A 16,210-nucleotide genomic window follows, 5' to 3' on the forward strand; every position below is an offset into this window, starting at 1 on the left:
GGTGTCACTTCCTCCTGTACTTCATGAGACGTTGGGCGATATTGACAACCGAAAAGAGAACCATCAGTAGGCCACATATCGTCAGCGGTACCGCACGCCAGCTTTCGGAAAGACCGATCATTGGGATTGCACGATCGAGGTTATCCATGACAAGAACCCAACCCTGCCAAGCCATGAACCCCCCGAAAATAGCCACGAAGAAGTCGGCGATATAGCGCATGACTTCGCGCGGCAAAACCGGTAACCCTTCGCGGACGAAATCGATGCTCAGGTGAGTATTATTGCGTACGCCAGCAGCCGCTCCTAAACACGTGACGTAGACGACAATCAGCAGTGAGGACTGCTCCACCCATGTTGGTGTGTCGTTGAGAACGTAACGACCGAATACCAGATAACCAAATGTTACTATCAAAAAAACTAGCAGGATGCCCGAGATAATGATGCACAGCTTCGCAATGCTATCCAGGAGGCGATCTACTGCCATAGGAAGTGGCGGTTCCTCCCCCTGGTCACTCAATTGGTCGGGATATGAGCTCACGATATTCAATCCTTTCAAGACGCCCCGGAGGAAATACCCCCGGAGCATTTCGTAGAACTAACGGATCACTTCTGGGCGGCTTGGATATCCGTCACCAGCGACTCCAGATCCGGATGCTCCTGGATGAATTCATCGTAAATCGGCTGCATCTTGGTCTGGAATGCCGATTTATCATCTACCTCATTGATCTTCACGTCGGCATCTAGGACCTTCTGCCTACTCTTCTGGACACTTTCTTCCCAGAGTTGCCGCTGCTTTTTGGCGGCATCTTCAGCCGCTTGTCGTACAGCCTGCTGGTCTTCATCGCTGAGCTCTTCCCAGCTGGCCTTGGCGACACACAAACACTCCGGCAGGATCAGGTGCTCGGTCAGTGAGTAGTACTTTGCCACCTCGTAGTGACCGCTGGACTCATAGGATGGGTAATTGTTCTCAGCACCGTCGATGACCCCGGTCTTGAGCGACTGATAGACTTCACTATAAGCCATCGGCGTCGCGTTACCGCCCATCTCATCGATCATCTGTACATAGAGGTCATTATTCATGACGCGGAACTTGAGGCCCTCGACGTCGTCGGGCGTCTTCACCGGATGATCGGTGTTGTAGAGGCTACGCGCCCCAGAGCCAAACCAAGACAGCGCGATCAGGTTTTTCTTGGCCAGTGCATCGGCGAAGCGGTCACCGATCTCACCATCCATGATGCGGTACATGTCCTCGGGGCTTTTGAAAATGAACGGCAGTGAAAGAACGTTAGTGGCGGGCACGATTGGCCCCATCGGCCCCATATTAAAGTTGGCAAAGTCCAGCGCACCGCTACGAACCTGCTCGATAGCGTCCGGCTGATCGCCCAGCACCGCGTTATGATAGACCTTGGGCTCGACACGACCGTCGGTCTTCTCGGCGACTTCCTTGGCAAAGCTTTCCAGGGCTTTACCATTCGGGTAGCTAGGTGGGTGGACATTCCATCCACGCCAGCTGTCCGCTTGTACAGCCGCCGAAATAGAAACACTCAACAGCATACCGATCATCGCTGCTGCTTTTACATGGCTTGTCATCTTGAGTCTTTTGTTGGTCTGCATGACGTTGCTCCTTATGGTTCATATTGTTGCGTTATTTTCAACTGACCATACTGATTAATTAGCGCACTCCTTTATTGCTTAAAACCATCAACGATTAAAAATCAATGCCATCCCGATTTAAATAATTACCTCCCCTGATAAGCTAGGCATTGAGATGTTTCATCTCCCCATAAGTCTAGGTTCTTTAACGCATGTTGTCATACATCATACTGGAATGGCGTATAGACATTAGGCTAAGATAACGAAATGCAGCGTGGAAACCTGGGTTGATATACCCTATCGGCAGTTACGATGCACCAACGCATGCTGCAAGCGGCATGCGTTGGTCGAAAGCTACCCTTTAAGGCCCGTCGTATCCGCTGGTCGCGGGGGAGGGGTGGGGAGAGAAGGACAGCCTTTGCGGTTAAGCGTAGATATCCTGACTGCGCAGATAGTCATCATAACTGCCGCTGAAGTCGGCGATACCGTCGTCCTTCATCTCAATGATGCGAGTCGCCAAGGAACCGACAAACTCGCGGTCATGACTGACGAAGATCAAGGTGCCGGGATAGTTCTCCAGCGCCAGGTTGAGCGCTTCTATCGACTCCATGTCAAGGTGGTTGGTAGGTTCATCCATCACCAGCACGTTGGGTTTCTGCAACGCCAGCTTACCGAACAGCATCCGCCCCTGTTCGCCCCCGGAGATCACCTTGACCGACTTACCGATGTCATCGCTGGAGAACAGCATCCGGCCCAGCGCTCCGCGTACGGTCTGCTCACCTTCCGTGGTCCACTGCCGCATCCATTCGAAAAGCGTCTCACCGCCTTCGAAATCATCGGCGTGATCCTGGGCGAAGTAGCCAACTTCTGCCGCATCGGTCCATTTCACCTCACCCGAATCCGGTGTCATAGTGCCCACCAGACAGTTCAGCAGGGTCGTCTTACCAATCCCGTTGGGTCCGATGATGGCGACTCTCTCGCCGGCTTCGACCTGCAAATCGAAGCGTTCGAATAGCACGTTGTCACCCCACGCCTTGGAGAGCTTCTCCGCGTTCAACGCATTTCGATGTATCTTTCTGGTCTGCTCGAAGCGAATGAACGGGCTGACGCGTGACGACGGCTTGACCTCATCAAACTGAATCTTGTCGATCTTGCGTTGGCGCGACGTGGCCTGCTTGGCCTTGGAGGCATTGGCCGAGAAGCGGCTGATGAATTGCTGCAGCTCGGCGATCTCTGCCTTCTTCTTGGCGTTCTCGGCATGCAAGCGCTCCCGTGCTTGGGTAGCCGCGGTCATATACTCATCATAGTTCCCCGGAAACAGCGTCAGCTCGCCGTAGTCGAGGTCCGCCATATGAGTGCAGACGCTATTCAAGAAGTGGCGGTCATGAGAAATGATGATCATGGTCGAGCTACGTGAACGTAGAATCTCTTCCAGCCACCGGATGGTGTTGATATCCAAGTGGTTGGTCGGCTCATCGAGGAGCAGCACGTCGGGGTCACTGAACAGTGCCTGTGCCAGCAGTACGCGCAATTTCCAGCCCGGCGCCACCACACTCATCGGCTGGGTATGCTGCGCAAGGGGGATACCGAGGCCGAGCAGCAACTCCCCCGCGCGCGCCTCTGCCGTATATCCCTCGAGTTCGGCGTAGCGCACCTCGAGATCGGCGACTTTCATGCCATCTTCCTCGGACATCTCAGTCAGCGAATAGATACGCTCGCGCTCGGCAGTCACCTCCCAAAGTTCCGTGTTCCCCATGATCACGGTGTCGATGACACGCTCGTTCTCGAACGCGAACTGGTCCTGACTCAGCTTACCGAGCCGTGTGGTGGCGTCCTTCATGACCTTGCCGTTGGTAGGCTCCAGGTCGCCACCCAGAATTTTCATGAAGGTAGACTTGCCGCAACCATTGGCACCGATCAGACCATAGCGGTTGCCCTCTCCAAACTTGACGGAGACATTTTCGAATAACGGCTTGGCGCCGAACTGCATGGTTATGTTGGCGGTAGAGAGCAAAATCGGGGTTCTCGCGGGAAACGGCGTGAATGAAGCGACGGCGGAGCCGGTGAAACGAGCCCCAACCTATGTCGAAGCGGCATTGTACGCGCTAGCAACGATCGGCGTCAGCGCCATCCTCCAAGGACACGGTCATGTGGAACGCAAGCAAAAAGGCCACTCCGAAGAGTGGCCTTGAGTACCCGAAGGGCGTCGATAGCGACGCCGGGCATCAACTCTCGCGTTTACCGTCGACCAGGCGATTCAGCTTGAACGGATTGCTCTGCTTCATCGCGTCTGGCAGAAGGCCGTCAGGTAGGTTCTGATAGGAGACCGGACGCAGGAAGCGATAGATCGCCGCCGTCCCCACGGACGTAGTGCGTGAATCCGACGTTGCCGGGAACGGACCGCCATGAACCATCGCATCACACACTTCAACGCCGGTCGGCCAACCGTTGACCAGAATACGACCCGCCTTGCGCTCGAGCGCCGGCAACAACTGCCGCGCCGCATCGAGATCAGCGTCATCCATTTGCAACGTCACGGTCAATTGGCCTTCCAGGTGCTCGGCTACTTTCGCAAGTTCAGCCTCATCGGCACATTCAACGACCAACGAGGTGGAACCAAACACTTCACCCTGTAGCGCTTCGTCGCTCAAGAAGTCCTGCGCTGCGGTCACGAACAAGCCAGTTTGGCACTGGTTCGGACCTTCGCCCTGCTCGCCGCGTGCCACTTCCCTTGCTTTGCCATTACTTACCAGCGCGCGGACACTGTTCTCATAGGCTTCATGAATGCCCGGCGTCAGCATGGTTTGCGGCGCACTGCCCTTGACCGCCTCACCCGCGGCAGAAAGGAACGCATCGAGTTCCGGCCCCTTGATCGCGATGACCAGGCCCGGATTAGTGCAAAACTGGCCCGCGCCCATGTTGAGCGACCCTGCGAATGCCTTGCCCATCTCTTCGCCGCGTGCCTTGAGCGCTGCCGGCAGAGGGAAGACCGGATTGATCGAGCTCATCTCGGCATAGAACGGAATCGGCTCATCGCGCGATTGAGCCGCTTTCCACAAGGCCAGACCACCGCTGCGCGAACCAGTGAAGCCAGCTGCCTTGACGCGCGAGTCAGTGACCAAGGCAGTACCTACCTCGCGGCCAGAACCGAATATCAGTGAGAATACGCCTTCCGGCAGGCTGCACTTCTTGACTGCAGACTGGATTGCGCGGCCAACCATCTCGCTGGTGCCCGGGTGTGCGGCATGCGCCTTGACGATGACCGGACAGCCTGCTGCCAGAGCGGAAGCAGTGTCGCCACCGGCGACGGAAAACGCCAGCGGGAAGTTACTGGCGCCGAAGACGACGACTGGGCCGAGCGCGATGTGGCGTTGGCGCAGGTCGACACGCGGCATCGGCTGACGATCCGGCAGTGCCGGGTCGACACGGACGTCGAGCCATTCACCGGCACGCACGACGCGCGCGAACATGCGTAGCTGACCGCAGGTACGGCCGCGTTCACCCTGTATGCGCGCCTGGGGCAGCCCTGACTCGGCCACGGCGCGCTCGATCAGATCGTCACCGATCGCTTCGATCTCATCGGCGACGGTTTCGAGGAACTTGGCGCGATCCTCGAGCGAGGTCTCGCGATAGGTATCGAAGGCGCTCCAGGCAAGTTCGCAGGCACGTTCGACTTCCACTTGCGTACCGCCCGGATAGGCCGGGTCGAGGCGCTCGTTGGTGGCCGGATTGACCGCTTGGATCGGATCACGGCTGCCTTGGACGAGCTGCTGGCCGATTACCTGCTTTCCTTCTAGATTCATACAGTTACTCCTATCGTAGAGTGCCGAAAGAGGCACCATTCAAATCAAGCTTCACGGAAAGTATCAGCGCACTAGAGCCGGACGCTTGGGATCGAACTCCCACCCCGGAATCAGATACTGCATCGCCATGGCATCGTTGCGCTGTGTCACGTCGAGGCTCTTGTAAAGCTGATGAGCTTCCATCAACTTCTCCTCGTCCAGTTCGATGCCGAGTCCTGGAGTAGACGGCACCTTGAGCTTGCCATCGCGAATCTGGAACGGTTTCTGGGTAATACGCTGTCCGTCCTGCCAGATCCAGTGGGTATCGATGGCCGTGATCTCACCCGGGCAGGCCGCCGCTACATGCGTCATCATCGCCAGCGAGATATCGAAATGATTGTTGCTGTGCGAGCCCCAGGTCATGCCCCACTCATTACACAGCTCGCCGACCATCACCGCGCCCTGCATGGTCCAGAAATGGCAATCCGCAAGGGGGATATCAACTGAATTGAGCTGCACGGCATACTGCAACTGTTTGAAATCAGTGGCGATCATATTCGTCGCGGTAGGCAAGCCGGTGCGCTTCTTGAACTCCGCCATGGTCTCGCGACCGGAGAAACCGCCCTCCTGACCGCAGGGATCTTCAGCGTAGCTCAACAAATGTTTGACCGGCTCCAGCACCCGTACCGCTTCGTCGAGCGACCAGGCGCCATTGGGATCGAGGGTCAGCCGTGCCTCGGGAAATGCCTCATGTAACGAGCGAATGCAATCAGCCTCTTGCTCACCGCTCAGCACGCCGCCCTTGAGCTTGAAGTCCTTGAAGCCATAACGCTCATAGGCGGCCTTGGCCAGATTGGCAACGGCCTCAGGTGTCAGCGCCTCCTTGCGGCGCACGTCATCCCAAGCATCCTGCGGATTATCGGCCTTGGGATAAGGCAAGTCGGTCTTATCCGGATCGCCGAGCAGGAACAGGTACCCCAATGCCTCGACTTCGTCGCGCTGACGACCGTATTGCCCCAATAGATCCGCCACCGGCATGCCCAACGCCTGGCCCAACAGGTCGAATAGCGCGGATTCGATACCCGTGAGCACATGCACTGCCACGCGCAGATCAAACGTCTGACGACCGCGTTCTTCTCGTCCGTTCTTTGCCAAAAGCTGTTTCGCTTGGCTGAGTGTCTTCTTGATATCAGTGACACGCGATCCCTCGACCAGCTCCCGGCACTGCTCCAACCCATTGAGAATACCCGCGCTCGAGGGGATTTCTCCCACACCCTTATTGCCTGCATCGTCTTCGAGAATCACCACACAGCGGATGAACCAAGGCGCGTGGCCACCGCTCAAGTTGAGCAGGAAGCCATCGTAGCCGGCCACGGGGACGATGTGCGTGCTTTGGACTTTGGGAAACATTGGCATTTCCTCCTGTAATGACCACAGAGTAGTCAGGTCACTGGTGCGGGGTTGAAAAGCACTAGGTCGTTGTAAAGACCCAGTTGATCGGCAGCGACCCGGCGGCGGCCACTGGCCACATCGAGAATCAGGTGGAACAACTCCCAGCCCATCTCCTCGATAGAAACCTCTCCGGTCGCTATACGCCCGGCATCGAGATCGATCAGATCGTGCCACCGCTTTCCCAGGGTAGAGTTAGTGGACATCTTTATTACCGGCGTCATCGGCAGGTTATAGGGCGTACCACGCCCAGTGGTGAAGACCTGCAGATTCATCCCCGCAGCGGCCTGAAGAGTGCCGCAAATGAAGTCGCTGGCCGGGGTAGCGGCGAAGGTCAGGCCACGTTTACGTAACCGCTCGCCGGGGCCGATGACATCGACAAGCGGCGAGTTGCCGGACTTGATGACCGAACCCAAGGCCTTCTCGACGATATTGGAAAGCCCGCCCTTCTTGTTGCCGGGGGACGTATTGGCGCTGCGATCCGCCTGACCTTGAGAGAGGTAATCGTCGTACCAGGCCATCTGGTCGATGAGGGCTTGGCCGACTGACGCATCCACCGCTCGCGGCGTCAGCAGATGAATGGCATCGCGCACCTCAGTCACCTCTGAGAACATCACGCTGCCCCCCGCGCGCACGATCAAGTCAGTAGCGAAGCCAACGGCTGGATTGGCAGTCAGCCCGGAGAAGGCATCGCTACCGCCACATTGCATGCCCACTACCAGCTCGGAAATTGGACAGGTTTCACGCTGACGCTTGTCGAGACGCTCGAGGTGTCGCTCCGCCATGGCCATGATTCCCTCGACCATATCGGCAAAGCTCTCAAAAGACTCATCCTGCAGGCTCAGCACGTTGGCCTGGGGATCGGCGGCCTCGGTGTTTTCGTAGATTTTAACCGGCCGATCATCGACCAGGGTGGACGGCTGTAGTTTCTCGCAGCCAAGCCCGATCACCATCACCTCGTCGCCGAAGTTGGGGTTCTGGGCCAGATTCTTGAGCGTACGAATGGGCACCACAGCGGCCGGCGCATTGATTGCCACGCCACAGCCATAACTATGATTGAGCCCCACGACGTCATCGACATTGGGAAACTGGGGCAGCAGCTCACTTTTAATGCGCTGCACTACATGATCCACGATACCGGCCACGCACTGCACGCTGGTGGTGATACCAAGTACGTTCTTGGTCCCGACAGTGCCATCAGCATTACGGAACCCCTCGAAAGTGTATCCTTCCAGCGGTTCCGAAATCGGCGCCGGGCGAGTCGCCAGCGGGAGATCTTCCAGTGCCGGCGGAGTAGGCATGTGCAGGTTGGTCTCGTTGACATGACCGCCACAAGGGATATCCACGGCCGCCGATCCTATCACCTCACCGTAGCGAATCACTGCGTCGCCCTCAGACAGGGACATCAAGGCGACCTTGTGCCCCTGTGGGACATTAGCCGTGATTTCGATTCCGTCATCAAGATGCTCACCAGCGGCCAGCCCACCCTGAGCGACGGCGACAGCAACATTATCACTGGGGTGAATGCGAATTACCCGAGGAGACTGCTGCACCTGCGTCATAGTAAGACCTCGTAGTTATGTAGCTTGAAGAAAGTCATTGGGTCGTTTCCAGGCGGCTTTTGGCGCGACTTTTCAGCCCCATGACCACGGAGAAAATGACCGAGGCAGCGATCAGCAGCCAAAGCACCACCGCAATAGGGCTCTTGGTGAAGAAGATCGAGTAAGTGCCGAAGGATTCCAAGCTCTTGACGAAGTAGACCTCCGCCTGCCCACCAAGGATGAAGCCAATGATCAACGGCGCCACTTCGAGACCGACTTTCTGGATCAGATAGCCCAAAACACCGAAGATCAGCAGGGTCCAGACATCGAACATGATGCCGTAATTGATAGCATAAGCACCGACCACGCACATCATCACGATGATGGGATATAAGATATACTTAGGAACCATCACGACTTTGGCAATGTGCTTGATGGCATAAAACATCAGGAAAAACATCACGATGTTGGCAAACACCAACGCCGTCATCATGATGTACCAGGTATCGGCATTTTCAGGAATGAACAACGGTCCAACCTGGATCCCCTGCAAAGTAAAGGCGCCAATCAGCACTGCAGTGGTGGAATCGCCAGGAATACCCAATGACAACAGCGGGATAAGCGCCCCACCAGTTAGCGCATTGTTGGCCGATTCAGACGCAATTAGCCCTTGAGGCGCCCCCTTACCCATCTCGCTTGAATCCCGGGATAGATTCTTCTCTTGGGTATAGGCCAGTACCGAGGCGGCACTACCACCGACGCCCGGCAACATGCCGACGAAGGTACCAATAAAGGAAGAGCGCACCAGATTGGTTAGCCGGCCCTTGAACAGGTTGAGGGAGAAACCGCCTCCCTTGCCGATTTTGATCTCTGTACCGGCCAGTCCACTCTTCACGCCCTTCTCGGCTTCCAGAAGGATGGTCGCGATACCGAAGATACCGATAAGCACCGGCAGTAGGGAAAAACCCTCGAACAAATATGGTTCGAGGAAATCGAACATCAGCCTCGTATGGCCATTGCCACCATCGGAGACGCTGTAGGTCCCGATCAGGCTCAGCCAGATACCCAGCACGCCGCTGAAAATACCCACCAGCATATTGCGCGACATGGAAGCAATGACGGTAAGCGCCAGCAAGATGATCAAAAACTTCTCGACATAGGAGAACTTGATCGAGAACTCAGCAAGCAGCGGCGCAAATAAGAACAGGATAACGGCACTGATCAGACCACCGATCAAGGAGGCCACCACACCAACTCTTAGGGCGCGTTCCCCTTCTCCCTTCTGGGCCATGGGATAGCCATCGAAGGTGGTAGTAATCGAGGACGGCGTGCCGGGTATATTGAGCAGCACGGCCGGCACCATGCCACCGGAAATCCCCCCTACGTAAAGGCCCAATAGCAGCGCCAGACCATGATGAAGTCCTAAGGCATAGGTAAGTGGCAGGCACACCGCCACGGCCATGGTCGCAGTCATGCCGGGGATCGCTCCGAAGATGACGCCGATCAGAGCACCCATGGCCGCCAGCAGGAAAAAGGTGATATCGAGTAACGACAGGATATCCAACATGGAAAGACTCCGCTACGGCAGGGTGATCTGGAATAGCTTAGCGAGGATGAACCACGCCAGGCTCGGCGCCACGATGGCATTGATGACAGCCGTGATGACCTTTCGCTTGGTCTTGTTATGCATGTACATCATCGACATCAAGAACACGAAAGCCATAGAGACGAACAGAAAGCCGTATCCCGTATAAGGAAATAAGTTTCCGACCACCGCCATCAGATAGAAATATGCAGCAATTAAGGCAATAGAACCAAAGAAACGAAACTTATCCATAGATTCGCCAAGAATTGGCAACGTTTCTTCTCCTCGTCTTACTGCTGCGAGGAAAGGCATTACTTTAAAAACGAGAACCAGGGCGAAAAGCCCTCCCATCAGCCAATTTATAATATGGGGAAAAAACAGGTGAGAGGTCTCAAAATCAATTGAAACATTTAACAAAGATGTCAGACCTGATTCCATAGCGGCTCCGACAAAGGCTTTCACCAAGAAAGCTTTTCACAATGACTGTAAAGGGTGAACGGGAAGCGCCGCCGGGGAGATAATCCTGCCGGCGGCCCGACGCATTACTTAATATTTTCAATAATATCTTTATAAGTAGACATCTTTTCCTTTAGATATTCCTCAGACTCACCGGAAGGCTTGAAATTGGGAATGAAGAACGACTTCTTCTGAGCCTTTTGGACCTCTCCTTCGTCATATATTTCAGTCAATGCTTCATCGATCTGGTCGACGATAGCTGGATCCATATCCTTGTTGTAGAGGAAGAAAAATTCTTTATCGAAGGTAAAGTTCTCGTCGTCTCCCATGGTCACGTTAACGTTCGGCTCAACGTACTTCAGTAGCTCTTCGCGAGACGTTTTACCCAACCCTTCTTCTGGCGCTTGCTTGATCGTATCGTGACGTGCAGTGAGCCATAGAAAACGCATTGATTTCTGATCGTCTTCTGGAAGGCGCGTATACTGCTCGTTGGCTTGAACACTACCGTTGATCATGTCCGCCTGACCATCGAAAAGCTGCTGGTTCTTATCAGCCTGAGAACCGGTATTGACGGCCACCAGATTGTCTTCCATACCCGGATGCTCGATGCGGATAGCATTCTTCAAGGCACTGAAACCAATCTCCGAAACGCCACCTGGCTGGATGGCCACACGTACTTCTTCACCATTTCCTGCAGCCTCAATTACATCATTGAGAGTTTTATAAGGAGAGTCTTTAGGCACCAGGTATGCATTGCCAGGGTTTATGGCTATAGTTGGCCCGATGGTGTACTTCTCAAAGATATCGTCATATCCCTCGACCCCATAAAGATGACCGAGATAGGACTGATCATGGAAAATCATTAGTGTATTTCCGCGCGAATCCCGGTCTAATGCACGAAAAGCAGCACTAGCGCCTACGGCATCCACTTTCATATTAAGATCGAGTTTCTTAGCCAGGGCATCGACGACAATATTGGAGTTCTGATAAGTATCGCCTCCTGTTGAAGTCGAGCCAATCACCACGCGCACATTGCCACGCAGCGGACCGTCAGCAGCCATGGCGGCGACACTACCGAAGGCCATTCCGGCCACCAGAATGGAGGTTCCGAGTGTCTTGGAAATGCTGGACATACTCATTTTTCACCTATTGGCTGTCATTATTGAGAGTGGGCGAATGTCAGGCCCTTAGAGGCCTTTAGCAGTCTCAACCAAATTTTCTAATTGCTTTGTTTCATCTGGCATCGGCATTGTCAGCGGTTTACGCACATCTCCCGCCGGCATACCAATGATGTCAGCCCCTGCCTTCACAAGGCTGACTGCATAACCTTTCTTGCGATCACGCAGATCGACGAAAGGGATAAAAAACTCTTGAGTAATCTTTTTCACCGTGGCGCTATCGCCTGCACGCAAGGCTCGGTAGAACTTCAACGCCAACTCAGGCACGAAGTTGAATACAGCGGATGAGTAGGTGTTGACGCCGATGGATAGATACGCTTCGGCGAAGATTTCAGCCGTGGGAACACCACCAACATAGATCAAGCGGTCGCCTACTGTCTTGACGATCTTGTTGAGAAGTTGCATGTCGCCCTTGCCATCTTTCAACCCGATCAGGTTAGAGCATTGATCGGCAAGCTGCTGGACCGCCGGCGCTTCGAGTACACCATTACCACGATTATAGTAAATGACATTGATCGACGTGCTGTCGCAGATCTGGCGAGCGTATTCGACCAACCCTTCTTGTGGGCATTCAGTCAGATAGGGTGGCATCAGCAAGATGCCGTCAGCACCAACCTCTTCCGCAGCGCTGGCAAAGGCTTTGCCACTTTCTACACTCAACCCGGCACTCGCGATGATCGGTACCTTGCCGCCAATTTCATCGACTGCGACGCGCACAATGTGACGAAACTCATCCAAAGAGAGATTGAAGAATTCGCCAGTTCCACCCGCCACGAAGACGGCAGAGACATCATGACTGACGAACCATTCAAGCCGTTTACGATAGCTCTTTTCATCGAAGCGCCCTGCTGTATCAAAATCCGTGACCGGAAATGAAAGCAGGCCATCGCCAACTGCTTCTACCGTTTTTTCTTTGGAAAAATGCACCGTCATCTCCTCGCATCTATCTTGTTGAGCGTGATGACATAAAGCTTTTATGTCATACATCATACAAGTAAAAATATAAGTGCATGTCTGCCGTCACACAACATCGACTATGGTCGATAAACTAAGGTATAAATAGCAAGAGGAAAGTAGTTCGAGCGAGGCTCAGCGCATGCAACCGCTGCTACCGGGAACGGAGGTAGCAGCGGTCAATTACGGGGTTAGGCCTGAGTGCCTTCTACAATCTCGAATTGCTCGAGCCCACCCCCCTCGGAAAAGGCCTCGGCGGGCATGGGATTGGCGTGAGCTTGTTTGAAGTCATCACTTCCCACCCAGGCACGGAAGGCATCCTGGTCTTCCCACTCCGTCTCGACGAGATAGGGGGCCTGGTTGCCCTGAGGCCGCAATACCCGCATGGCTTTGAAGCCCGGCTGTTTGTCGACCTCGCTGGCACGTTGCTGAAACCGACGCTCGAATTCGGCTTCATACCCCGAATTGACGAAAACACGGTTGATGACGATATAGCTCATCCGATTTTCTCCTTTAGCCAAGTAGTTCACGAGGCGACTGCCAGTGTTTGAGCGTTGCGCACCCCGCCGCCCAGATGTCGGCTTCCAGCATGGCGATGGTGGCCGTCGGCATGGGCTGAGACGCACGCATATCGCCTTCGACCAGACGCCCGACCAGCGCGCCGACCAACGGCATGTGGCTGACCAGCAGGCACGGCGTGTGCGCGACTTCACGCTGCAACCAGTCGATGAGCGGCTCCAGCGGATCATCCGGGGTGATGATCGGCAGCGTTTCGACGGGGCGCCCCAAGGGATCCGCCATCCACTGCGCAGTCTGTTGAGCACGTCGGTAGGGACTGGCGACGATACGCAGTGTCGTACGCATGTCACCGGCAAGCGCCTTGTTCAGCCATGTTCCCATGGCACGCGCTTCCGCTTCGCCCTGGCTTGTAAGTGAACGTTCACTATCCGGCATGCCTGGCACGGCTTCGCCATGACGCATGATATACAGGTTCGACACGATCAAGTCTCCTCAGCGCCGGGTTCCATCCGACGTGCCTCGGATACATCCTGTCGCGGCAGCACGAACTCAACGTCGCTGCTCTGCTCTTGCTGCATGAGCATTTGCGCCATCTGCCGCGCCGGCACGCCGTTGAACAGCACTTGGTAAAGCCCTTCTGCCAGGGGCATGTAAATATCTTCACGGCGCGCTTTCGCACGTACCAGACTGACTGTATTGACGCCTTCCGCCACTTGACCCAGCGACTCTATGGCTTCCTCGAGCGTTTTATTCTCGCCCAGCGCGAACCCGACGCGGTAATTGCGCGAGAGCTTCGACGAGCAGGTCACGATGAGATCTCCCACGCCCGCCAGCCCGATGAAGGTCATCGGATTGGCGCCCAACGCCACTGCGAAACGGCTCATTTCCGCCAGCGCCCGGGTCATCAGCATGCTGCGCGTGTTTTCTCCCATGCCAAGCGCCGCCGCCATCCCCGCGGCGATGGCATAGATGTTTTTCAGCGCACCGCCCAATTCGACGCCATAGCGGTCGTTGCTGGCATAGACGCGGAAATAATCGCAGCCGAGTGCCGATTGTACCCGCGCCCGGGTATAGGGATCGTCGCTGGCGATGACCGTCGCCGTGAGGTGCTTGTCGGCAATCTCGGAGGCGAGATTGGGCCCTGAAAGCACGCCGATATGGGGGAACCCGGTCTCCTCCTCGAGGATCTGGCTCATCAGTTTGAAGCCTTCCTCATGGATTCCCTTGGTGGTACTGACCAGAATTTGCGAAGGCTCGAGCCATGCCCGAGCCTGACGAACGACGGCGGAAAAGGCGCTCGAGGGAATGGCGATGAAGATCACCTCGGCATCCTGTAGTACCGCACGCATATCGTCGGAAGCGACCACCGAAGGATTGATGGCGTAATTTGGCAAGTAGCGTGGATTGCGATGCTCACGGTTGATCTGCTCGATCAAGGCCGGGTCGCGCAACCACTGGCGCACACGGGCTCCATTGTCGGCGGCAATGCTTGCGATAGCGGTGCCAAAGCTGCCGCCGCCAAGCACGGCGACTTGAAGACGTTCGTCGGTCATGGACGTTTCCTGGTGGCCTGCGAAATGACGCCATTGTAGCGAACCTGACGTGTCACGCACGCCCGATCGTCGTCTGCCTGCAAACGACGACACCGCCCGTGGGCGGTGTCGTCGCGCTACTCGCTCTGCTCCTGTCATACAGCAGGCCGATCAATCGATCATCGGCAACAAGGCATCGATGCTCGATTTGGCATCGCCATACAGCATGCGCGTGTTTTCCTTGACGAACAGCGGGTTCTCGATACCCGAGTAGCCCGTCCCCTGGCCACGCTTGCAGACGAAGACGTTCTTGGCTTCCCAGACCTTGAGCACCGGCATGCCGGCGATGGGACTGTTGGGGTCCTCCTCAGCGGCAGGGTTGACGATGTCATTGGAACCAATGACGATCACCGCGTCGGTCTCGGCGAAGTCGTCGTTGATCTCGTCCATCTCCATTACGATATCGTACGGCACCTTGGCCTCGGCCAGCAGCACGTTCATGTGCCCCGGCAAACGTCCGGCAACCGGATGAATACCGAAACGCACGGTCTTGCCGGCGGCGCGCAACTTGCGCGTCAGTTCGCTGACCGCGTTCTGCGCCTGCGCCACCGCCATACCATAGCCGGGTACGATGATCACGCTGTCGGCCTCGTTGAGCGTACTGGCCACGCCACCGGTGTCGATGGCCACCTGCTCGCCTTCGATCTCTGCGGCCGGCCCCTTGCTGCCACCGAAGCCGCCCAGAATCACGTTGACGAAGTTACGATTCATCGCCTTGCACATAATGTAGGAGAGAATAGCACCGGAGGAGCCCACCAACGCCCCAGTGACGATCAGCAGATCGTTGGAGAGCGTAAAGCCGATGGCCGCCGCTGCCCAGCCGGAATAGCTGTTGAGCATCGACACTACCACCGGCATGTCGGCGCCGCCGATGCCCATGATCAGGTGATAGCCGATGAAGAATGCCAGCAGCGCCAACAACAGCAGCGTCCAGAAGCCAGCACCATTGAGGTAGGCGATTGCCAACAGTAGCGAGGCGATCGCCGCCCCGGCATTGAGCAGATGGCCGCCCGGCAATTGACGCGGCTTGCCGTCCACCTTGCCTGCCAGCTTGCCGAAGGCGATCACCGAGCCGGTAAACGTCACCGCACCGATGAATACCCCCAGCACCACCTCGACCTGCAGAAAGGTCAGCTCGGCCGGTGTCTTCTCAGCCACCAGCGCCGCGAAGGCCGAAAACCGCTCGCTGGCGTCTCCAGCGAGTTGCGCCGCCATGACACGTCGACGTTCCAGGTCAGCGTTGAAGCCGATGAACACCGCCGCCAAACCGACGAAGCTATGCAATGCCGCCACGAGCTGGGGCATCTCGGTCATGTCGACCTTTTTGGCCAAGTAGCCCCCGATCCCGGCGCCGATCACCATCATCGGGATCATCCACCAGTAGCCGCCGACATTAGGGCCGAACATGGTGAAGACCACCGCCAGTCCCATCCCGGCAATGCCATACCAGACGGCACGCTTGGCCTTTTCCTGATTACTCAATCCCCCCAGGGAGAGGATGAACAACACACTTGCCGCCACCGCTGCGGCGGACACCAATCCTTGACTCAACATCGTCTTT

At 56.1% G+C, this 16,210-nt stretch carries 14 protein-coding genes; all 14 read right to left on the reverse strand.

Going from position 1 to position 16,210, the window contains the following annotated elements; translation table 11 throughout:
• Positions 1-4: 4 nt before the first annotated feature.
• Positions 5-484: a TRAP transporter small permease gene (locus OP496_RS09765; protein WP_280563439.1), complete on the reverse strand. Its 480-nt coding sequence runs from the start codon at positions 482-484 to the stop codon at positions 5-7.
• 119 nt (positions 485-603) lie between these two features.
• Entirely contained in the window at positions 604-1,614 is a 1,011-nt protein-coding gene (locus OP496_RS09770; RefSeq protein ID WP_280563440.1) for a TRAP transporter substrate-binding protein, read from the reverse strand.
• Between the two features lie 403 nt (positions 1,615-2,017).
• Positions 2,018-3,607 (reverse strand): ABC-F family ATPase, encoded by a 1,590-nt coding sequence (locus OP496_RS09775; RefSeq protein ID WP_280563441.1) that lies wholly within the window; start codon positions 3,605-3,607, stop codon positions 2,018-2,020.
• A gap of 211 nt (positions 3,608-3,818) precedes the next feature.
• Positions 3,819-5,396: an aldehyde dehydrogenase (NADP(+)) gene (locus OP496_RS09780; protein ID WP_280563442.1), complete on the reverse strand. Its 1,578-nt coding sequence runs from the start codon at positions 5,394-5,396 to the stop codon at positions 3,819-3,821.
• Positions 5,397-5,459: 63 nt separating this feature from the next.
• Positions 5,460-6,785 carry an enolase C-terminal domain-like protein gene (locus OP496_RS09785; protein WP_280563443.1) on the reverse strand — a complete coding sequence of 442 codons (1,326 nt, stop codon included), beginning with the start codon at positions 6,783-6,785 and terminating at the stop codon, positions 5,460-5,462.
• Positions 6,786-6,817: 32 nt separating this feature from the next.
• Complete coding sequence (gene garD / locus OP496_RS09790; protein ID WP_280563444.1) at positions 6,818-8,386, reverse strand: galactarate dehydratase; 1,569 nt, start codon at positions 8,384-8,386, stop codon at positions 6,818-6,820.
• Positions 8,387-8,420: 34 nt separating this feature from the next.
• The gene (locus OP496_RS09795) at positions 8,421-9,932 is read right to left on the reverse strand and encodes a tripartite tricarboxylate transporter permease (RefSeq protein WP_280563445.1); all 1,512 of its coding nucleotides are present in this window, start codon (positions 9,930-9,932) and stop codon (positions 8,421-8,423) included.
• Between the two features lie 12 nt (positions 9,933-9,944).
• Complete coding sequence (locus OP496_RS09800) at positions 9,945-10,388, reverse strand: tripartite tricarboxylate transporter TctB family protein (RefSeq protein WP_280563446.1); 444 nt, start codon at positions 10,386-10,388, stop codon at positions 9,945-9,947.
• 104 nt (positions 10,389-10,492) lie between these two features.
• Entirely contained in the window at positions 10,493-11,539 is a 1,047-nt protein-coding gene (locus OP496_RS09805; protein WP_280563447.1) for an ABC transporter substrate-binding protein, read from the reverse strand.
• A 54-nt stretch (positions 11,540-11,593) separates the two neighbouring features.
• Complete coding sequence (gene kdgD / locus OP496_RS09810; protein ID WP_280563448.1) at positions 11,594-12,511, reverse strand: 5-dehydro-4-deoxyglucarate dehydratase; 918 nt, start codon at positions 12,509-12,511, stop codon at positions 11,594-11,596.
• A 218-nt stretch (positions 12,512-12,729) separates the two neighbouring features.
• Positions 12,730-13,038: an antibiotic biosynthesis monooxygenase gene (locus OP496_RS09815; RefSeq protein WP_280563449.1), complete on the reverse strand. Its 309-nt coding sequence runs from the start codon at positions 13,036-13,038 to the stop codon at positions 12,730-12,732.
• 13 nt (positions 13,039-13,051) lie between these two features.
• The gene (gene sixA, locus OP496_RS09820) at positions 13,052-13,537 is read right to left on the reverse strand and encodes a phosphohistidine phosphatase SixA (RefSeq protein ID WP_280563450.1); all 486 of its coding nucleotides are present in this window, start codon (positions 13,535-13,537) and stop codon (positions 13,052-13,054) included.
• 2 nt (positions 13,538-13,539) lie between these two features.
• Positions 13,540-14,610: an NAD(P)H-dependent glycerol-3-phosphate dehydrogenase gene (locus OP496_RS09825; RefSeq protein WP_280563451.1), complete on the reverse strand. Its 1,071-nt coding sequence runs from the start codon at positions 14,608-14,610 to the stop codon at positions 13,540-13,542.
• Positions 14,611-14,760: 150 nt separating this feature from the next.
• Complete coding sequence (locus tag OP496_RS09830) at positions 14,761-16,203, reverse strand: NAD(P)(+) transhydrogenase (Re/Si-specific) subunit beta (protein ID WP_280563452.1); 1,443 nt, start codon at positions 16,201-16,203, stop codon at positions 14,761-14,763.
• Positions 16,204-16,210: the final 7 nt, after the last annotated feature.

The sequence above is a fragment of the Chromohalobacter sp. 48-RD10 genome, assembly GCF_029889785.1.
Taxonomy (GTDB): Bacteria; Pseudomonadota; Gammaproteobacteria; order Pseudomonadales; family Halomonadaceae; genus Chromohalobacter.